This window comes from Candidatus Obscuribacterales bacterium (assembly GCA_036703605.1).
Lineage (GTDB): Bacteria > Cyanobacteriota > Cyanobacteriia > RECH01 > RECH01 > RECH01.
In genome coordinates this window covers 1-21,207 of the sequence record DATNRH010000067.1, presented here as the reverse complement: position 1 = coordinate 21,207, position 21,207 = coordinate 1, and the positions used below count along the sequence as shown (strand labels likewise).

The following is a 21,207-nucleotide window of genomic DNA, read 5'->3' as shown; positions in this document are numbered from 1 at the left end:
ACTGTAGCTCATAGTTGCTCCAATGTGAATGCAAAAACTCCACAGCATCTTCAGTGGCCTAGGCTAACGCTGATTTCATTTAAGCCATGGTGCGATCGCTTAATACCTTGGATGCCGTCCTCCTCCTCACTGGACTATCCAAAATGGCAACATCGCTTCATGCTTGAACGATTACGCTTAATTGGCATCCTGGCTATTATCTTGTTGAGCTGTTTAACCGCGCTCAATCTGCTTGTGGTGATCCCAGCCGTGACGCTGGAGCAATCGGTGAGCCTCACGCCAGGGCTATCCTACCGCTGTATCGTGAGCTCCATTGCTCAAGGTCTGGGACTAGTCTTGGGGTTGGTCTTGCTGAAGGACTTCCGCGCTCGGAACTATCCAGGATGGCTCTTTTTATGGCTATCTTGGTCAATTTCCTTTTTGCCCCAGATCCAGGTATTTCTTCGAGGGGAAGTCATCTTCAACCCCGTCAGTTGGATGATTGTGTTCACAGCCCAAGCCATTTTGATCCCCGTGCGCTGGCGGCTGCATCTGCTGTCTCAGGTTGTTCTTTTGGGCAGTGTGGCTGGAGCGATGCTCCTTGGCTTTGAAAACGTTCACTTTGCGGCTCGCACCGATCTTACCCCTGCTATGGGCTCTGCAGTATATTCCCTGACTGCATTTCAGCTTTTTTCCGTCTGTTTGATCTCAAACCTAGGCGTATATCTCTACGAGCGGATGATGCGACAGGAGTTTGAGTTGCGCCGGCAAATTCGTCTCTTTCTCCATGCCGTATCCCATGACCTCCGTAACCCCGTCTTGGGCACGTTGATGGTCTTAAGGAATTTACGCAATCCAGCCGGTGAAACAACGCTGTCTCAAGGCATTCTAGACCGCATGATTGAGAGCGGCGATCGCCAAGTTGAACTGATTGATTCCTTACTCGAAGCCTATACGCTCGAAACCCAAGGCATTCAGCTCCATTGCCAACCGCTCTCTTTAGAAAATTCAGTACAGAAGGTTCTTGGCGATCTGTATTCTTCTATACAAGACGCTGAAGCGATCGTGTCCGTGAGAATCCCAGACACCCTGCCGCTCGTGAAGGCAGATCCGACACAGCTACACCGGGTCTATCACAACCTCATCTCTAATGCCCTACGCTACAACGCCCATGGGATCCATCTACAGCTGGCCGCCCAAGTCATGGGCAAGTATCTCCGCTGCACCATCCATGACAACGGGCCTGGCCTCTCGGCAGAACAATGTGATCAACTGTTCAATCTTTGCACTCGTGGGCCCAACGCCCGCCAAACCCTGGGCCTAGGCTTAGGATTGTATATCTGTCAGCAAATCATTGAAGCACACCATGGAACCATTGGCGTCTCTAGCACCTATGGTCAAGGAACAACCCTATGGTTTGAGCTGCCGATCGCTCCCCCTGATTGACCTACTCCCAACACCGGCAGCATTGGTGCGGGCTTCTTCCAGCAGCAGAGGGTAACCATGGGTGGCCGGGTGTGAGCTTTTTATACTGAAGGGCTGGTAATTTTACCTTGTTTCTGAAACAGAAATTTATAGCTTTTATGAAGCTAAACCAGTATAGATGTTGTTTCAGTGAAAATACGCAATTAATCTTATAACAGCTTGAGAAAATAGAGCGCGATCGCTAGAATTAGACTTAAGTCTCACATGACTAGCCAACTTTGTAAGCAAAATCACTGATTTTTTTCTTAGAGGCTGCCAGTATTTGGATACTCCAGCCATCTAGACCTTAACCCTTACCTTGAAATCTGTTGATCAACGTCGTGCAGCAGTATGGGGGTGATGTCTATCTTCATACCTGTTGGCGTAGGACGAAGAAAAGCCTGATGTTGTAATCCTATCTATCAAGATGCGATAGCGATCAGGCACTCCCCCCCAAGTCATGAGCGTTTTGTCCTTAAGTCCTTAATTCTGTGAAGTTTAGTCGTCATACCTTTCCCAAACATCTGAGAGGTATTGTCTGGAATAGTGACTCATGACCCTGTGGTATATACTGAAGCCCCGCTGAGACCCCACATCCTTGCCTTGCTGAAGGATGGGTCTTTGTTCATCAATACTCAGGTCATGGTTACTCTCCAGCCTGCGATCGGAACTTAAACGTTGGGTTCCTAACGACCACCCACAATCAATCCAACCGTCGCGTTGCTTACGTTTTTGATCATGCCCGAGCAACGATCAACCCGTCACATTACAACCTTCCAGTTTACTATTCAGTAGCCCCGTGAGAATTGCCATGGACATGCCAGTAGAGCTTCAATCAAAACTGACGAACCTAACGCCCTATGAGCTAGACGAGCTAGAGGCCTGGTTTGCCCACTTACCTGTCTATGACGAAGAGATTCGTACCCTCATTGCTAGTAACGTGGATGCTCTTGTCCGAGAGCTCAACGGATCTTGGATCTCAGATACCCACTCTTAACGGATGCTGAGGGCGGAACCTTGGACAACTATAGATTTTTTACACAATCTTCTCTAGTTTCTGCTCAAAGTAGCCTAGCGTCATCCGCCAATAAGCTGGGTTATTTAAGCCATATTAACAGCTAGAGCGTAGAATGCATCTACGCTCTAGCTGTTTTGCGGAAACTTGGTGCTATGGGTTATGCCCGAGCTTCAACCTCTGTACCCACGGGGCAAGATACGTTGGTTCCACCCAATCCACAGTAACCGTTGGGATTCTTAGCTAAATACTGTTGGTGATACTCTTCCGCATAGTAAAACGTTGGCGCATCTAGAATTTCAGTCGTGATCGCTCCATAGCCAGCGGACTGGATTGCTGTTTGATAGACCTGTTTGGAGGCGACTGCCGCCTGCTGCTGTTCTGGAGAATAGGTATAGATTCCAGATCGATATTGCGTACCTACATCATTACCTTGGCGCATACCTTGAGTAGGGTTATGGCTCTCCCAAAACACCTTCAACAGGGTTTCATAGCTAATCTGGGATGGATCAAACGCCAGCCAGACGACTTCATTGTGGCCAGTGAGACCGCTACAGACTTCTTGGTAGGTGGGATTGGGCGTGATCCCCGCTGCATAGCCGACCGCCGTAACTATGACCCCTGGTAGCTGCCAGAATTTGCGTTCTGCGCCCCAAAAACAGCCCAGACCAAACATGGCTTGTTCTAAGCCGCTCAGATCAGGATTGAGGGGATTGCCGTTGACAAAATGTTTGGACGGAATGGGCATGGTTTTTGCCCGTCCAGCTAGCGCCTCTTGAGCCGTGGGCAGGCTGAGCTTTTTACCGAATCCGAATAATCCCATGGGGTTTAACACTGGTTTACAAAATACTCTTTCATCCTACAAAATTCCACAGATTTCTGCGGGATCAGCCCTAACAGAGCCTAGAACCGGAGGGAGGCGATCGCTCGCTGTCGATCTTCGGGGCGCACTTCTAGGTAACGTTGGAGGGTGGCGAGAGAGCGATGTCCAGAAATGTCTTGGATATGGCGCAGGGGGATGCCGGCGTTGCTCATGGTCGTTAGGGCTGTGCGGCGAAAGCTATGGGTACTGATGCCCTGGAGCCCCACTCGCCGGCAGGCTGCCCGCAGAATTTTGTCGGCGCTGAATCGGGTGAGATGGGGCGATCGCCCTGGCATTCCCGGAAACAGGTAGCCGCTGGCCGGAGCGTAGGCCGCCAGCAGATTTGCTAGGACGGGATGAATATGGAGCGATCGCGTTTGGAGCTTGCCCTTGGTATTTCGCCGCCGCAGGGTGAGGATGTCGCCCTGTAGATCATCCACCTGCAGGGTGAGGGCTTCAGAAATTCGGCAGCCCGTATATAGACAAAGGCCAAACAGGGCGCGATCGCGATCGCAGCTCAATCCATCGGCAAACAAGCGCTGAATCTCCTCACCCGTCAACACCCTAGCCTGCCCGTTTCCCTGCACCTTCACCGTCAACCCTCCAATTTTGGTAAAAACTACTATAATGGGAAACCTGTCTAGATTGCCATCCCCCGAGCCGACCTATTGATCCATCGTTTCGATCTGGAGGCCGGGATCAATCTCAGGCAGCCGATTCCCTACCTTTGATGGATGGTACTGCTGTGTTTACGACTGCTCGTCCCACGTCAACGTCTGCTCTACCCACCGACCTAGTCGCCGCTATTCAAGACCTAAAACAAGAGCTGAACGCGGTGATCTTAGCCCACTATTACCAAGATCCCGACATTCAAGACATTGCTGACTACATCGGCGATTCCCTAGGATTATCTCGCCAAGCGGCTAGTACTGATGCAGCGGTGATCGTCTTTGCTGGCGTCCATTTCATGGCGGAAACAGCCAAAATTTTAAATCCCAACAAGCTGGTCTTGTTGCCCGACTTAGATGCCGGCTGTTCCTTGGCAGATAGCTGCCCTCCAGCAGAATTCGCCGCCTTCAAAGCCGCTCATCCAGGTCACTTGGTGATTTCTTACATCAACTGCACCGCCGAGATCAAGGCCATGAGCGACATCATTTGCACCAGTTCCAATGCCGTGCAGATCGTCAACCAAATTCCTGGGGATCAGCCCATTATCTTCGCGCCCGACCAAAATCTGGGGCGCTACGTCATGGCAGAAACCGGCCGAGACTTGGTGCTCTGGCAGGGAGCCTGCATGGTGCATGAGAATTTTTCTGAGAAGAAAATGGTGCAGTTGCACATGGAGCATCCAGAAGCAGAGATCTTGGCCCATCCGGAATGTGAGCCTTCGGTGTTGCGCCATGCCGACTATATAGGCTCAACCACAGCCCTGCTCAAGTATTGCCAACGGAGCGATCGCTCCTCCTTCATCGTGGTCACAGAGCCGGGTATTATTCATCAAATGCAAAAGCAAGCGCCCCACAAGCAGTTTATTCCAGCGCCGCCTATGGGAAGCTGTGCCTGCAATGAATGTCCCCATATGCGCTTGAACACCCTGGAAAAAATCTACTGGGCCATGAAGCGGCGATCGCCCGAGATCACCATGGCTGCTGAACTGCAACAGGCGGCGCTCAAACCCATTCAGCGCATGTTGGACATGAGTCATTAGCCTGGTTGACGGGTCAGATCAACCTCTCTACCCTTTCCCAAAGCGGTAGAGAGGCTTTGAAAACCCCTGCACCCTGTACTTTCTTGCGCCCCTTCTCCCACAAAGGGAGAAGGGGCTAGGGGATGAGGGGAAACGATAGGGCAGCCCATCAGTCCACAATTTGTAAGCCCATAAGGCTCCAACTCACCGGCGATCGCCGCCTGCTGGTGCGGAACGTTAATGCTTACCCTTGAGATACGTCAAAATTTCTTGGTTTTCGGCCTGAATGCCTCGCATGGCGGAGCGATCGGCTTCAGCACCCACCGAAAGACGGGCGACCGACTGAGAGAGGCGATCGATGCGATGGGTGAGGCGATCGATCGCGATCGCATTGGTTTCCTGGGTCGCTACTACTCGATCCACCTGCTCTGTGAGTTTATGGATGGCGGCGGCATTACGACCGGCAATTTTAGCAACCGCTGCCACTAAACTACGCACCGACTCTACATCATCCCCAAACAAATCGATTCCCCCGGCCATTGGCGATCGCCCCCTACATCATCGGTAACACGTTATATCCACCCATCAAGGTTAGTTCCTAGGCAAGACTGATCTAGTCTAGGAACAATGCCGCTCAGTCGTCCTGCTATGGCGGCGTTTGCGCAGTTGGTATCAGGTTAGGCACATCCTACCCTCTGCAGCATCTGCCCACACCTTGGCATGAACCTCAATCTTGAGTGTAATCAACTCGGTCACCCATTGTAGGATCGCAATGAAACCTTTGGGATGGGACATCAGTTTTAACTGCCGATGACCCATCCTTCAGCCTTTATACAATAATCTGCTGGAGATAGCGGTTGAGAAATTGATGGGCCTCTTCCTGAGATTCAACTCGGTGATTTACCTTAAACATAAAAGGGCTCACTCGAGTTGGTGTAAGTGGGGCAGGCTCCCAAATCGAAACCATCATGCCTTCTTCAGACTGAGTAATGGCATATTCCAAGCCAGCGGGAACGGCGTGATCATCGATGCCTGCTGAAACGAGCACTCGATCGACCCAATCCATATCAGGTGTTGTGGGGCTGGATAGCGCATGCATAAGGTTAAGTGTCTCCACATAACATAGGGGCGTCGTAGAAAACGTGAGCAGGATACCTAACAAGGCATCATAAAGGCTTGTGGCAACTGATTCAAACACCACCCTATACGCCACGATATGACTTGGATCAGGCTGTTAGGTTTGCACTCGCTTGGACAACCAAGGTTGATGGAATCATCAAGCTTAGGGTTTTCCTTGACCAGCGACAACAAGTTTCTTTAGAGATCTTCAGCACCATCAAAGTTGAATTCGGTCGATCAGGCGCATGATTCACATCGCGATCGCCCTTTAGATGATGGACTAAATAACTTAAAAACTTACTTGAACGTCATGGGCTAACTATTGGCAACTTGTATTTATGATATCTAGAGACTCATAGGGAGAGTCGATCCATCATCAAACGATATCAGCCAATATCAAGGTCTTAGACCTACGAGTGGTTATCAGTTGCTCTTGAGTGACAGCTATGGGTCTGAGGCATGGCCTCATCGAACATAGCCTACACACTACCTTTCAATGCACCCTATGGAATTTAGAGACGAGAATGATGGGACTCATCCACCGTTCAATTACAATAGCCCGAGTCGAACCATTTAATCTACCTGCGTGTAGTTTAGCTCTACATCCTGCATTCTGTGTCCCGTTGATTTACCGTTAAACGATGAAGAAATCATGAACTTTGAGTAAATAGCTAGTAAATCGAGCGGGAACAGAGGAGATATCTATGCAAATTGAACCTTGAGCACCTGCTGCACCGCATCGCCAGCCCTAGAGAAACAAAGCGTTTTGGGGGCAGTTGCTTAAGCTCAAGACCATGCTTCCAGGGTGGGGCCTGCATCAAGCAGCTCTGGATTTGTGCCATGAACCGCTGCAAAGTTGTCGATAAACTGGCGGGCTAAAAAGCAGGCTTGCTGATCGTAGGCCTGGGCATCTGCCCAAGTCTTCCGGGGGTCGAGGAGGGCAAGGGGTACGCCGGGCACCCTATCCGGCACAAAGATTTTGAAAATGGGATGGGCATGGTAGGTGACTCGGTTCAAGGCACCATTGAGAGCCGCACTGACCATGGCACGGGTATGGCGAATGGCGATGCGTTGCCCGACGCCATAGGGGCCGCCAAACCAACCTGTATTCACCAAAAATACGGTGGCAGTAAAGTGATGTTTGCGCAGGCGATCGCCCAACATCTCCGCATAAAGCGCTGCTGCAAGGGGTAAGAAGGGTTTGCCAAAGCAGGCGGAAAAAGTGGCTTGAGGTTCGATAATGCCCCGTTCTGTGCCCGCTAGTTTACTCGTGTATCCCGATAAAAAATGATACATTGCCTGGGCGCTGGTGAGTTTGGCGATCGGGGGCAGCACGCCAAAGGCATCTGCCGTTAAAAAGATCACTGCATTGGGATGGTTTCCCAAACCCGATGGTTCGCTATTGGAAATATAGTCCATGGGGTAAGCAACCCGAGTATTTTCGGTGAGGGCATGGTCATCGTAATTAGGAGAGCGATCGCTTGCCCGCAGAATCACATTTTCCAGCAAGGCTCCTGAGCGAATCGCTTGCCAGATTTGAGGTTCATGCTCTTTTGACAGGCAGCTTGTTTTGGCATAACACCCTCCTTCAAAGTTAAAGATGCCTTCTTCCGACCATCCATGTTCGTCATCACCAATCAAAAACCGGTCTGGATCAGAGGCAAGGGTAGTTTTTCCCGTTCCCGAGAGTCCAAAAAAGAGGGCTGTATGACCTTGCGCATCTCGATTGGCCGCGCAGTGCATGGGCAAGACTCCCCGTTTAGCCATGAAGTAGTTCATGAGGGAAAAGACCGATTTTTTGATCTCTCCGGCATAGCGAGATCCGCCGATGATCACCAGCCGTTTTGAGAAGTCAATCACAATAAAGGCTTCACTATGAATGCCGTCATTGTCTGGATCGCCCTTCAATCCTGGAACAGCAATTACGGTAAAATCTGCATGATGACTCGCTAATTCTGATGGTGAAGGACGGAGAAAAAGCTGATGTGAAAAGAGGCTTTCTGATGCTAGTTCAGTAATGACTCTTACACCCATGCGGTAGGCTAAATCTGCCCCTACAAAACCATCAAAGATATAGAGATCTCGCCCTTGAACATAGGAGAGAATTCGCTGATAAAGATGTTGAAACTTGAGTTCAGAAATAGGAACATTAGACTCATCCCAATGAATCTCTGTATGATGATCGGGATCATCGACAACGAACTTATCTTGAGGCGATCGCCCTGTATGCTTGCCGGTTTTAACACAGAGGGCTCCATTACTCGCTAAAACACCTTCTCCTCGAATCAGAGCATGTTCAATTAACTGAGGAACCGGCAAATTTCGATAGACGTTACCCAGATTTTTCATACCCAGCTCAGCCAAGCCATAACGATGGGGAGGGGTGGGTTGATAAGCACTCCAGGGTTGACGTCCAGGCAAAGCACTAGGGTGAGGTTGATGCAGCGTTTCATACAGACTAGAAGCTGTTAACGTCTGCTCATGAAATGGAGAAATCTCTTGAGTTGATGTAGCACCTAGGTCATGGCTTCTATAATTCATGGCACTCTCCTAAAAATGTAGCTATGGTGACGCATCCCAGGCCATCAGACATGTAAACAATCTTCTACAAAACTTATAAAAAATTACTAGATATCCACCATTAGGATTCCATTTCCAGGGCGATCGCTCTTTAGAATAGAGAGCTTCATCTAGGAATCTCTATGCAATATAAACCACTAAAATGGTACTTAATTTCTATTGTGCTGTGAATAATAATTCCAAGTAAAAAGTATTAAGACAATTCTGCTATGCACAAAAAATTCGTAATGAATCTACGTCATTTCTCCATCAATTCTTTATAAGAAAACAGAAATTTTTATCTAGGTTAAACTAATGCAATACATTACATTCCCAAACATCCGCCAAGGGAAACATCTCAAAGCCATAGATCAACACAAGTTCTAAGTTCTCCTGGCCCTAGACGCTATTCCAGGGCTAGGGCATGTTCGCGGCCTCGCTGCTCGCATCCAATCCACTAGATTGATCGCCTAATGTCTCGTCCTAAAATGGCCTAGCGCTAGCTCATCAGACGTGGATAGCTTCAGGGCACTATGACCTCGGTTAACCCCATCCATAACCACGTACAGACGGGGGAGCTTTACAATTCATCTACTAGAAACTCATCGAGTCTTGACAAATCACCTGCGGGTTTCGGCGATCGCTCTAGAACTATGAACTATATGCAACTAACTCCACAGCACCCTGTTTTCCCAGGCAGGGTGCTTTTCATGCCGATTCTTGTGGACTACAGAGCTGATGGCATCCCGATTAAACTCTAGTCAAGATTTAATCGGAAATTTGTTAAAATTAAGACACCTTGACTGCCCGTGAGTGCCTTCTTCTAAAGGTTAGAAATACTGAATTCTCAGGCTTGTCCTGAGGATCAGCCATGGAAGGGGTACTGCGTTGAGATCCACCAAACTTCCATAAAAAAACCCCTGGCAATTGCCAAGGGGCGATTTTTACCTTGCTGTTCTTCAGTAAACTTAAACGATCTTGCTGTTGTTTAACCTCACTCGATCGGGCGATTTTTTAGCGATCGCTATTCATCCTTAGAATGACTCACCCTCGAAACAACCAGCCTCCACGCATGTCCACCTTGTGCAACGATCTTGCTTGGAAGCCTAGGGATAGTGGGGTGAGAGCTCACCTTGCCGAAATATCTAAGCTTGCCCAACGTAAGTTCGACAACGATCATTAGTCCCTTCGTTCATCCTGATCTAGTTCAATCAAGAGGGGATGAGCTTCGACTAGATCAGGATGAATCTGGCTCAGCCATAACGCGATCGCCCTCACGTTTGGGAACCATCTGCCGTTGGGCGCAATGCATAGAAACCACGTCTGAGAGGACATCCCGTCACTTTAGTGCGAAAAAAGTCTATTCATGGGTTGCATGAATCACCTCTATTCCACAAAATGAAACTTTCGTGGAATAGAGATAGTGGAATCTGCAGATCTAGGACGGGGAAGATGTTGACCGGCGATCGCGGAAACCATCTCTCCCCAAAAATCTAGGCTGATCTAAGACATCTGTGCCTAACAAAAAAAAGGAACCGTGAGGGCGATCGCTTAGTCCACCATCAGCAATTTGGGCCGCCATAGCTCTGCCCGGCAAACATAGCGGCAATGTTGCTTGAGTAGAGCCAACTGGTACGGCGAAGGGACTTGGCGCAGCACATCATAAGCAGCAATAATTTCAGCGATTTCCTTGGCATTTTGCAGCGGTACACCCACTTCAATCAGCCGCCGCCAGTAGACTGGCATCAGTTGCCGCATTTTCAGCGATCGCCGCTGCCCCTTCACACGTTTGCTTACGGTATATTGAACGACCGCACGGGCAAGTTGTTGGGCTTCGACCTTAGACATGCCTAGGGCCAAAAAACGCCGGACATACCGTCCCATTAACTGATGAGATTGATGCGAACCCCCTTTAGAGCTTGGGGAAGAGACGAGCATAGGCAAGGTCATCATAGAAACCCTCAGTCATTGCAATACTTGCTGCGGAGATAGCAATCTATTCAAAACACAGACTGCGATCGCTATGGCTTGATTCACACTATTCAGTATCCAATACTGCTTCAGATTATTCTGTGATGGGAGCCTAAGCATACTCGTGACAGTAAATAGAGACAATCGTGATGAATATAGACGCTTCCATGTGATGCACTCTCGTGCTGCGTGTGACGGGCATCACTCCATACAGGCAGCGATCGCAGGCGACAGGCTTATCTCAGGGTAAATACTGATGCGTAGGATTACTATTTTTACAGAGAAAATACTGGAGAGCGATCGCTTGCCGCGTCAATCTTGACACACACCCATACATTTCCCCCAAATACCTACTTCACTCTCTTGGAGTTCATGCAATGCTCCCCTACAATAGGCTTGTTTAAAGGAACATGCTCATGTTTCCACCTAGTTAGTGATGTCTCGATGAAGATTGGAAAAATTAATGTTATACACGTATCAGTATTGCTACAGTTGAAGTTGATTTTTTCATCTCAGTCGGATTTAAGACGGTCACACCATATCATCAATGCTCTACCTCAGACCATCAACGCTACAATAACAGGCACTTGACAAAAACACAGATTATCTTATTCGCAAATAATCTGTGTTTTTTGTCGATATTGTTGTTATGGCAGCCATGTTTAGTCTGTATCTGTACACCCTGAAATTCGTCCCCTTTCAATGTAGATCTTGTCCATGCATCCATATCTAGCAGTTCATCCATCCAAAAAGCATCGACATGGATTGCTAACAAGACCTCCCATTGCATCAGGTGAGACGAACTCGTTCCTAAAATGCAATTGAGGATCTTAGCAGTCATGCAAAAAACTAGGGGTTCATCCAACGCCGATCAACTGAAGAGAACGGTGCATCTATCTCCAGCATCTACAACCCTCCCAACCCATCTTGTTTTCGTTGATTCGAGAGTTGAAAACTATACCGATCTACTCTCCGAACTACCCACCCATGGCGTTGCTATTCTTCTCAACCCAACCCAAGACGCGATCGCCCTCATTAGCCAAACTCTAGACCTGTACAGCGATGTCCGCACTATCCATCTCGTCGCCCATGGATCACCAGGATCGTTAGCCCTAGGACGAGTTCCTCTCGATCAGGACACCCTGCAGAGCCAAAGCGATCGCCTTCGGGAATGGCAGCGTTCTTTGGCATCAGACTCTGAAATCCTCATCTATGGCTGTGAGGTTGGGGCTGGCCGTCGGGGACAGGTGTTTGTGCAAACGCTGCATGAGCTGACAGGAGCAACGATTGCGGCTTCCTCCACGCCCGTTGGTCATCGCGATCGCGGCGGCAATTGGCAGCTTGATGTCACCACGGCTCCCCTCCGCAGCGAACTGGCTTTCTCAGCCCAGGCGCGCGATCGCTACCCCGCTGTTCTCTCCGTTCTCTTTCAAGACAGCTTTACCCTAGACACGGTTCAAGGCCCCTGGATCTACGGCACTGGAGCAAACATCCCGAATCCTAACAACCCAGTCCTAACCGCTCGTACAGGCACTACTGGTGCCCTGCCAGGTGTAGCTGGTGGTGCCATTGATGCCGTTGGTGCAGGCGCTCTGCGCCTCACGCCTGCTGCCCAAAACCAAGCCGCCTTTGTCATCTACAACAACCCGATCAGCAGCAGTGATGGCTTAGACATTACCTTTGAGTTTTTCATGTACGGGGGCAGTGGTGCCGATGGCATCAACTTCTTTCTTCTCGATGGCTCTGTCACCCCCGCAACAGCGGGAGCCTTTGGTGGATCTCTCGGCTATGCGCAACGCGATACTCCCACGGTAGATGCTGGCTTAGAAGGCGGGTATGTCGGGATCGGATTTGATGCTTGGGGTAACTATTCCAATGCGGATGAGGGTCGCGTAGGAGGACTAGTTCCTGCAGGACTATCTCCGAATCGCGTCTCTATCCGTGGTCCGGAGCAAACGAACTACGGGTACATTACTTCGAGCGATCCTATTGCAGGTGGGTTAAGTGTCAACGCTGCCGCCAATCGTGATGCAGCGCAGCGCACAGCCCGCATCCTCCTTGAAGACAATGGCGATCTCACCGTATTTCTTGATCTCAATAACGATGGGGATTTTAACGATCTTGGCGAAGACATTATCCCCACCTTCAATGTCGTTACTGAAACCGGAGAAGCCATCCCAGATACCTTTAAGTTTGGGTTTGGTGCCTCAACGGGTGGGGCAACCAATATCCATGAGATTCGTAACCTCACTATTAGTACGGCCAACGATCCTCCCACAGGCCCACAAGCCGATCTGGTGGTTCGTAAAACTGGGCCAAGTGACGTGCTGCCAGGGGATGAATTCACCTACAACATTACAGTGACGAACAGCGGGCCCAACAATGCGACCAATGTGTCCCTGCAGGATTTACTGCCCGATGGTCTAACCTTTGTGAGTGCATCCAATGGAGGCACCTATAATGCGGTCACCAATACCATCAACTGGACTCCCACCAATCTCAATAATGGTAACCAGGTAACCTATTCCGTTACAGTTCAAGCACCAGCAACAGCCGGGGTAACCCTTGAAAATACCGCTTTTGTCACGGGCACTCAAGTGGATCCCAATCTCAACAACAATCGCCGCGTTTTAGCGACTAATGTTGTGAATGAGTTGCCCGAGGAGGATTTAGCCAATCTTAGACTCACCACGATTGGGCCAAGTCGGGTGCGTGGCGGGGATACCATCACCTACCGCATCCGGGTGGGGAATGCTGGCCCTGATACCGCCATCAATTTGGTGACGCGCAGTAGCCTTCCGGAGGGCCTGATCTTTGATAGTGCGCCTCGGGGAACCTACGATGCGGCGACCGGTATTGTGCAATGGAACCTCAACCGTCTAGCCAGCGGCGCAAGTCGAGTCTTTGAGGTAACTGCGATCGCCCCCAATCGCGACCTCACAGTACGGAACGCAGCCACCGTGCGTTCGGCAACTGAGGATCCTAATCTTGTCAATAACCGCGATGTCGTTAGCACCCGCATTGTCCGATTGGATAACCCTGAGCCTCCAGAGGATGACTTAGCCAATCTCAGACTCAGCATCATTGGCCCCGATCGGGTACAAGGCGGTGAAACCATCACCTATCGCGTCCGTGTGCGCAATGCTGGCCCCGATACCGCCACGAATTTGATCACTCGTAGCCGCCTTCCGGATGGCCTGATCTTTGATAGTGCACCCCAGGGATTTTACAGTGCGGCAACCGGTATTGTGCAATGGAACCTCAATCGCCTGGCCAGCGGTGCAGTCCGAGTCTTTGAGGTAAATGCGATCGCCCCCGATCGCGACCTGATAGTGCGGAACCGGGCAGCAGTGCGATCGGCAACAGACGATCCTAATCTTGCCAATAACCGCGATGTAGCTGGCACCCGCATTGTCCAGTTGGTGCCTGAGCCACCTTGTGAAGATTGCTGCGAAGAAGGCGTCACCCTCATTGGCACCAATGCTAATAACGAGCTGGTTGGCACCCGAGACAATGATCGCCTAGAGGGTCGCGGCGGCAATGACAATCTCCGTGGTCTAGCCTGCGATGATCTGCTGATCGGCGGAGCTGGGGACGATCGCCTTTTTGGAGGCATTGGGGATGATCAGCTCTATGGTGGTAATAACAATGACACTGCCTATGGCGGTCTTGGGGATGACATTATCTACGGTAATTTTGGCGACGACATCCTCTATGGCAGAACAGGTGATGACACCATCTATGGGGGGAATGGCACTGACATTATCTACGGTGGTCCTGGCGATGATCGTCTCTTTGGTGACGCTGGTAATGATGTCATCTATGGCACATCGGGCAATAATTTTATCCTCGGTGGCATTGGTGAAGATCGCCTCTTTGGCGGTAATGAGGACGATCGCATCTTCGGCGGAGAGGGAGACGACATCCTGCGTGGTGGCAGCGGTAATGACTACCTCCAAGGCAACGCTGGCAACGATCAACTCTTTAGCGGCGATGGAAACAACGAACTCTTCGGTGGCATAGGAGATGACATTCTCCACAGTGGCCCGGGTGCCAACATCCTCAGCGGTGGCGGTGGCTTTAATACCTTTGTGTTTAAGGACATAGATGGAAGACGGGACTCCATTGAGGACTTTAGTGTAGAGAGAGATTTGATTGACCTCAGTCGAATTTTTGCAGATCGTCGATACACCAATCAGTCCTCCGATGTTGATATCTTCACTCGCTATGTTGCTGTCCGACAACTCGGAAGCGATACTGCCGTTCGAGTCGATACAGAAGGAGGGCTAGGGTTCGGCTTCAACGAGGGGGCCGTTCAGGCCATTGTTATACTCAAAGGCATTGATGCTACTCAAGTAACCCGAGATAACTTTATCCTCGCTGCCTAGGTCATCCCATGGTTGGGTCGTGCTCAAGATTGACCATGATTCTGTCCTCAAGGTCGTCCTTAAACAAGACGTTGAGCTTCTAGATCATGACATTTTGGGCACGACATCTTAAGCACGACAGCCTAAACGATCTCGTTGCCTCATATGCCCTCCGGTGAAGGAGAAAGCCCCAATTCTCCCTTCATCGGGGGCATCCCAGAAAGAGTGATGGGATACATTTTATTTGTCAAAACATGATCATTTCAAACCTTTTCCTATCCAAAGCGATCGCTTTTAGCCGGATCATTTCAAATAACTAATAGCCAACCTTATACGTGCCATAGACGAAACTACAGGAATATCTAAAGAAAATCCAAAATGGCTCTATTTGTATTCAATGCTGCAATCGTATCTAAATTGCTACGTTAGTCTAATGTTGACTTGGAATTCTGAACCGATCGGGGGCTATCTTAGCCCCTTTTATTATGGGCAATCGCTTTCAGCCTCTCTGAAGGAACATCCGCCCAGAATGCTTTGGACAAGCTGGCATCAGGTTGGGTCGCATACCACCTCAGCGATCGCAACCCAATGACACCGATTACCCTCAGTTCCGTCACATATACCCATGCGGATCTAAAATCTATCGTTCACAATGGGGTGAGATCCTGTGCCTGCTGTGGATACCTGCTAGAGATGCGTTATGTTGACCTCAGTTCACACTGTGCCCTATGAACTTTGAGATGACCTACAACGGAGGAGGCTACGTAGCGCCTACCGTTCCTTTAGTCATGTTGCTGTGGTTTCCGCTGGTGCTGTATCTCTTCATGCAGCTCCCCGGACAGCGCGCCATTGTGCTCAGTTTTGTCTTAGCCTGGCTCTTTTTACCAGAAGCAACCTTAGTCTTACCAGGCATTCCAGACTATACAAAAATGTCGGCAACATGCTACGGCATTTTTCTGGCAACCCTGCTTTTCAACGCTCAAAAGCTACAGTTCTTTAAACTGAGTTGGATCGATATTCCCATCCTGCTCTACTGTATCGCGCCCTTTTTCTCATCTATGTCAAACGGACTAGGTCTCTATGACGGCATTACAGGATCCATTGAGCAAACCGTTACCTGGGGCTTTCCCTATTTTCTAGGACGGATCTATCTCAACACCCTCAAAGGGATGCGGATGTTGGCGATCGCTGTTTTCATTGGCGGACTAGCCTACATTCCTCTCTGTCTCTTTGAAGTGCGGTTTAGCCCCCAGCTCCATGCCATCATTTACGGCTCCCACGCCTTTGCCGACTTTGCCCAAGCTATGCGGATGGATGGCTTCCGGCCTACGGTGCTGATGCGCCACGGTCTGGCTGTAGGTGGGTGGATGATGGCTGCAACCTTGACAGGCATTGGGCTTTGGAAAACAGGAGCCCTCACCAAGGTTCGCGGGATTCCTATGAAGATCCTGGTTCCGGTCATGCTGGTGGGGTTCACCTTGCTAAAGTCCACCGGCGCTTACATGCTCCTAGTCATCGGGCTAGGCATTATGGCAGCGGCTTGGTATTTCCGCACCGCCATCCTCGCGCTAGCCCTCATTGTTTCCCTGTCGGTTTACCTCTACCAAAATGCCCTCACCGAAACCTACATAACGGATCAAATTATCACTTCCCTAGAATCCTTTGTGCCAGAAGAGCGTATCGCATCGCTAGAATTCCGATTTAATAACGAAGAATTATTGGCAGACAAAGCTCGACAGCGCAAAATCTTTGGCTGGGGCGGATGGGGGCGCAACCGCATTATAGATGAGGATGGCAACGATGTTGCTGTCACCGATAGCCTATGGATTATTGTATTTGGGGTGAATGGGCTCTTTGGGCTAACAGCAATTTTTGGATCCTTTTTCCTATCAGTGTTTGCCTTTATTCGCCGCTATCCCGCCAAGCTATGGTCCCATCCCCAGGTGGCCCCTGCAGCCCTCATGGCCACGGTACTCTTGCTGTACATGATGGACAGCGTCTTAAATGCGATGTCTAATCCCGTGTTCTCGGTCATGTGTGGTGGCATTGCGGGGGTAGCCGTTAACCAAGCCCAAACTCGCCTGGCTCCTGTATCCCGAAAAGGTGAGCTGTTGCCGATTCGCCCACCCCAACCCGCTATACCTTCCCCCTCACCGGACTTGCCCACAGCACCATCCCCCCCAACATCCGAGCAGGAGGGCGACCTAGAGCAGCAAACCAAGACCGGCATTGGCGGAGGGCGATCGCTTCGGCAGCGGCGATCGCTGGGCTCTGGCATTTAGGCTAGGAAGGTGACTCAGACAGAGAACCATCGGGTAGCGTAGCCTGACTAAAATCAGCCCCCTCAGCAGACATGTCGGTCACAACAGCATCCGTGAGGTTGGCACCGCTCAAGTTAGCCTCATCTAAAATCGCTTGGGTCAAGATGGCTTCACTCAAGTTGGCACCGCTGAGGTTGGCAGCCGTTAGGTCAGCTTGGCTGAGATTAGCCTGGGTGAGCTTGGCACCCAAAAGCGTGGCTGTACTCAGATTGGCACCGGTGAAATCCGTTGCACTGAGATCCGCGCGGTTGAGCCGTGCCCCAATCAGAACCGCGTTCACCAAAATACTGTGACTTAGATTAGCCCCAATCAATCGCGTATCTCGCAGAGCTGCCCCTGTCAAATCGCTTTGGCTCAAATTCACCCGGCTCATTTCTGTCCGACTCAAATCGGCACCCACCAAGCTAGCCTGGCTAAGATTAGCCCGGCTGAGGTCAGCTCCAACCAAGCTGGTCTTCGTCAAGATGGCGCTAGAAAGGTTGACACCGGTTAAATCGGCCCGGTTGACCTTGGCCCGACTGAGGTCAGCTTTACTCAGATCGGCGCTGCTTAAATAGGCCCCGAGCAAATTAGTGTCCGTGAGATTGGCTTCCGTGAGATTCGCCTCATTGAAATCAACACCGCTGAGGTCAGCCCGAGACAGATTGACATGGTGCAAATTGGTATAGCCCAGATCGGCACCTAACAAGCTGGTTTGACTTAGATCAACATGGCTCAGGTTGGCGTGCTTTAAGTTGATTTTGTTGAGATTAATCCCACTCAGGTCAGGAGCAACGTCAGGATTTTCGTCACGCCACTGGTTCCAAGCACTAACGCCTTTGTTGATCAGAGTGAGATGGTTTTCATTCGCCATATCGAAACTCTCCTGAGGGGTGCTGCTGGATTATTGCCCATTGTCGGCCCAAATGTACCCTGTTCACAAGACCAGCCGTTGGCTTGGAACCATACTGACTATCCTTGTCCATCGCCTACTCGACAACTTCCCGCACGCGGTAGATGGGTCGTCCTTGAGATTCGTGATAGGTGCGGATCAGCAATTCGGCTAGTAATCCAAAACAAAAGAGCTGAATACCAGCCAGAATCAGCACCACCGCCAGAATTAACAGAGGGCGATCGCCAATGGATTGCCCCAAGAGCTTCAAGACCGTTAGATAGAGCCCTAGAACGGTGCCCAAGGTCAACGACATGCCGCCCCAGAAGCCAAAGACATGCATGGGTCGCGTCAAGAAGGTCTTCATAAACGAGACGGTCATTAAATCCATCACCACGCGGAAGGTGCGATCAAGACCATACTTACTTTGTCCATACTGGCGGGCATGGTGCCGCACCGGAATTTCAGCAATCCGCCCCCCTTCAATGGCCGCCAAGGCCGGCAAAAATCGGTGTAGTTCACCGTAGAGATTCATATCGGCGATTAATTCAGCGCTGTAGGCCTTGAGAGAGCAGCCATAGTCATGAAGCTCTACCCCAGTCACCCAACTGATTAGCCCATTGGCAATCCGCGAAGGCAACAGCCGCGTCAGTTTGGCATCTTGGCGATCTTTCCGCCAGCCGCTCACCAGGTCATAGCCCTCATCGAGCTTGGCAACCAGCGTCAAAATATCGCGGGGGTCGTTTTGCAAATCCCCATCCATGGTGACAATCACCCGGCCGGAGGCATGGTTAAAACCCGCTGCCATGGCCGCCGTTTGCCCATAGTTGCGCCGCAAAATCACGGCTTTGAGGTCTGGGCGCTGGGGGGCCTGCTGCTGCAACCATTCGACCGACCCATCCCGCGATCCATCATCCACACAAATGATTTCGTAGGACACCTGCTGCTCTTGCAGCACCGAGGCGATCGCCTCTACCAAATGGGGAAGGCTTTCCACTTCGTTGTGAATGGGAACCACCACAGACACCAGCGGCGTCAGGGCTGAGGGTTCTTGATAGGTTTTTTCCAGCACCAAGGCTGGAGCCGGAGAGTGTTGCCCTGATGACTGCATATCTGCTGTAGACACGTTACCTCACACCCCTATGGATGGTTTTAGTTTGATTTCTAGTTTGATATAGATGGCTCTAGTTTGATCTGACGCAATAGACCCAGCGCTCAAGTCAGCAGGGGCGATCGCGTCACATGTTTTACACATTGTAATAGTCGCGATACCACTCCACAAACCGAGGCAGGCCCTCTTCAATGGGCGTGCTGGCTTGAAACCCCACCGCCTCAACCAGCGATCGCACATCCGCATAGGTTTCCGGCACGTCCCCCGGCTGCATGGGCAAAAATTCCTTCACGGCAGCCCGGCCGATTGCCCCCTCCAGCACCTCAATAAACCGCATCAACTCAACGGGCTTGTGGTTGCCAATATTGTGAATCACGTAGGGAGCTGGCGTACCCTGATGAGCATCTGGACGATCGTTGGGGGCAGCAGGTTGCGGCAGATGATCCATGACGCGGGCGATGCCCAGCACCACATCATCAATGTAGGTGAAGTCGCGGCGCATTTTGCCGTGGTTAAACACCTTAATCGGCGTGCCCTCTAGGATGGCTTTGGTAAACAGGAAGTAGGCCATGTCGGGTCGTCCCCAACTGCCATAGACCGTAAAAAACCGTAGGCCGGTGGTGGGCAAGCTGTAGAGATGACTATAGGTATGGGCGATCAGCTCATTGGCCTTTTTGGTCGCCGCATAGAGACTGATGGGATGGTCTACATTATCGTCAACCGAAAAGGGAATTTTCCGGTTGGCACCATAGACGGAGCTCGACGAAGCATAGACCAAATGCTGCACATCAAAATGTCGGCAGCATTCTAGAAGATTCACAAACCCCACCAAGTTGGCATCGACATAGGCATGGGGATTTTGGATGGAGTAGCGAACGCCTGCTTGGGCTGCGAGGTTGATCACTTTCTCAGGGCGGTAGGTCTCAAACACTTGGGTCAGGGCATCGCGATCGCCTAGATCCACCTGCTTAAAGGTAAACAACGGGCGATCGCGCAACTGGACCAGGCGATCGCGCTTGAGCTGCGGATCATAGTAGTCATTCACGTTGTCTAAGCCCACGACCGTCAAACCCTGATCGGTCAAATAGTGGCTGAGATGGAAGCCAATAAACCCAGCCGCCCCCGTCACCAAAACATTACCCAAGCTTTTACCTCTGTCTTAATCTCCAACAGATACCATACACCAACCCCTAGAAGCGATCGCCCTAGACCTTTATATCCATGCAAAAAGCGCCCCCGAGGGAGCGCTCTTCATCAAGCTATCAGACTAGCTCTGCGATAGATTAACCGATTTCAGGTGCATCCACAGCAGCCAAGTCAAGCGGGAAGTTGTGAGCATTGCGCTCGTGCATCACTTCCATACCTAGGTTGGCGCGGTTCAAGACATCCGCCCAAGTTCCGATAACACGACCCTGAGAGTCAATCACAGACTGGTTGAAGTTGAAGCCGTTCAGGTTGAACGCCATGGTGCTAATACCCAGAGCGGTGAACCAGATGCCGACCACCGGCCATGCACCCAAGAAGAAGTGCAGGGCGCGGGAGTTGTTGAAGCTGGCGTATTGGAAGATCAAACGACCGAAGTAGCCGTGTGCCGCAACGATGTTGTAGGTCTCTTCTTCTTGTCCAAACTTGTAACCGTAGTTCTGTGACTCGGTCTCGGTCGTCTCACGCACTAGGCTGGAGGTCACCAAGGAACCGTGCATCGCGGAGAACAAGCTACCACCGAAGACACCCGCCACACCCAACATGTGGAAGGGGTGCATCAGGATGTTGTGCTCTGCTTGGAACACGAACATGAAGTTGAACGTACCGGAAATACCCAAGGGCATTCCGTCGGAGAAGGAACCTTGTCCAATCGGGTAGATCAGGAAGACTGCAGAT

General features: G+C 50.7%; 15 protein-coding genes. 5 read left to right on the top strand and 10 right to left on the bottom strand.

Features of this window, described 5'->3' with window-relative positions; all coding sequences use genetic code 11:
- The first annotated feature begins 159 nt into the window (after nucleotides 1-159).
- A complete protein-coding gene (locus tag V6D20_01460; GenBank protein HEY9814463.1) occupies nucleotides 160-1,425 on the top strand; it encodes a HAMP domain-containing sensor histidine kinase in 1,266 nt (421 codons plus the stop codon).
- 829 nt (nucleotides 1,426-2,254) lie between these two features.
- On the top strand, nucleotides 2,255-2,440 hold the full coding sequence (locus tag V6D20_01455; GenBank protein HEY9814462.1) for a hypothetical protein: 186 nt from the start codon (nucleotides 2,255-2,257) through the stop codon (nucleotides 2,438-2,440).
- Between the two features lie 178 nt (nucleotides 2,441-2,618).
- Here V6D20_01455 and msrA read toward each other — a convergent pair whose 3' ends face one another.
- A complete protein-coding gene (gene msrA, locus V6D20_01450) occupies nucleotides 2,619-3,281 on the bottom strand; it encodes a peptide-methionine (S)-S-oxide reductase MsrA (GenBank protein ID HEY9814461.1) in 663 nt (220 codons plus the stop codon).
- 80 nt (nucleotides 3,282-3,361) lie between these two features.
- Nucleotides 3,362-3,913, bottom strand: coding sequence for a site-specific integrase (locus V6D20_01445; GenBank protein HEY9814460.1), 552 nt, complete (start codon nucleotides 3,911-3,913; stop codon nucleotides 3,362-3,364).
- A 152-nt stretch (nucleotides 3,914-4,065) separates the two neighbouring features.
- Between V6D20_01445 and nadA the strand changes: the two genes are divergently transcribed.
- Nucleotides 4,066-5,028, top strand: a complete 963-nt coding sequence (gene nadA / locus V6D20_01440; GenBank protein ID HEY9814459.1) for a quinolinate synthase NadA — start codon at nucleotides 4,066-4,068, stop codon at nucleotides 5,026-5,028.
- Between the two features lie 216 nt (nucleotides 5,029-5,244).
- On the opposite strand, the gene V6D20_01435 is transcribed toward nadA, so the two are convergent.
- The 4 genes from V6D20_01435 to V6D20_01420 form a co-directional block, all read right to left on the bottom strand.
- Entirely contained in the window at nucleotides 5,245-5,547 is a 303-nt protein-coding gene (locus V6D20_01435; protein ID HEY9814458.1) for a hypothetical protein, read from the bottom strand.
- A 289-nt stretch (nucleotides 5,548-5,836) separates the two neighbouring features.
- Nucleotides 5,837-6,106, bottom strand: a complete 270-nt coding sequence (locus tag V6D20_01430) for a hypothetical protein (GenBank protein HEY9814457.1) — start codon at nucleotides 6,104-6,106, stop codon at nucleotides 5,837-5,839.
- 806 nt (nucleotides 6,107-6,912) lie between these two features.
- Nucleotides 6,913-8,667: a phosphoenolpyruvate carboxykinase (ATP) gene (gene pckA, locus V6D20_01425; protein ID HEY9814456.1), complete on the bottom strand. Its 1,755-nt coding sequence runs from the start codon at nucleotides 8,665-8,667 to the stop codon at nucleotides 6,913-6,915.
- A 1,569-nt stretch (nucleotides 8,668-10,236) separates the two neighbouring features.
- The gene (locus V6D20_01420) at nucleotides 10,237-10,569 is read right to left on the bottom strand and encodes a hypothetical protein (GenBank protein ID HEY9814455.1); all 333 of its coding nucleotides are present in this window, start codon (nucleotides 10,567-10,569) and stop codon (nucleotides 10,237-10,239) included.
- A gap of 926 nt (nucleotides 10,570-11,495) precedes the next feature.
- On the opposite strand from V6D20_01420, the gene V6D20_01415 reads away from it, so the two are divergent.
- Both V6D20_01415 and V6D20_01410 read left to right on the top strand, forming a co-directional pair.
- Nucleotides 11,496-15,044, top strand: a complete 3,549-nt coding sequence (locus V6D20_01415) for a DUF4347 domain-containing protein (protein HEY9814454.1) — start codon at nucleotides 11,496-11,498, stop codon at nucleotides 15,042-15,044.
- 707 nt (nucleotides 15,045-15,751) lie between these two features.
- Nucleotides 15,752-17,305: a hypothetical protein gene (locus V6D20_01410; protein ID HEY9814453.1), complete on the top strand. Its 1,554-nt coding sequence runs from the start codon at nucleotides 15,752-15,754 to the stop codon at nucleotides 17,303-17,305.
- A 1-nt stretch (nucleotide 17,306) separates the two neighbouring features.
- Here V6D20_01410 and V6D20_01405 read toward each other — a convergent pair whose 3' ends face one another.
- The 4 genes from V6D20_01405 to V6D20_01390 all read right to left on the bottom strand — a co-directional run.
- Nucleotides 17,307-18,197 (bottom strand): pentapeptide repeat-containing protein, encoded by an 891-nt coding sequence (locus V6D20_01405; GenBank protein ID HEY9814452.1) that lies wholly within the window; start codon nucleotides 18,195-18,197, stop codon nucleotides 17,307-17,309.
- Between the two features lie 115 nt (nucleotides 18,198-18,312).
- Nucleotides 18,313-19,341, bottom strand: coding sequence for a glycosyltransferase family 2 protein (locus V6D20_01400; GenBank protein ID HEY9814451.1), 1,029 nt, complete (start codon nucleotides 19,339-19,341; stop codon nucleotides 18,313-18,315).
- A 121-nt stretch (nucleotides 19,342-19,462) separates the two neighbouring features.
- A complete protein-coding gene (locus V6D20_01395; protein HEY9814450.1) occupies nucleotides 19,463-20,470 on the bottom strand; it encodes an NAD-dependent epimerase in 1,008 nt (335 codons plus the stop codon).
- 139 nt (nucleotides 20,471-20,609) lie between these two features.
- Nucleotides 20,610-21,207 (bottom strand): hypothetical protein (locus V6D20_01390; protein ID HEY9814449.1); only part of this gene is annotated, 598 nt, incomplete at its 5' end.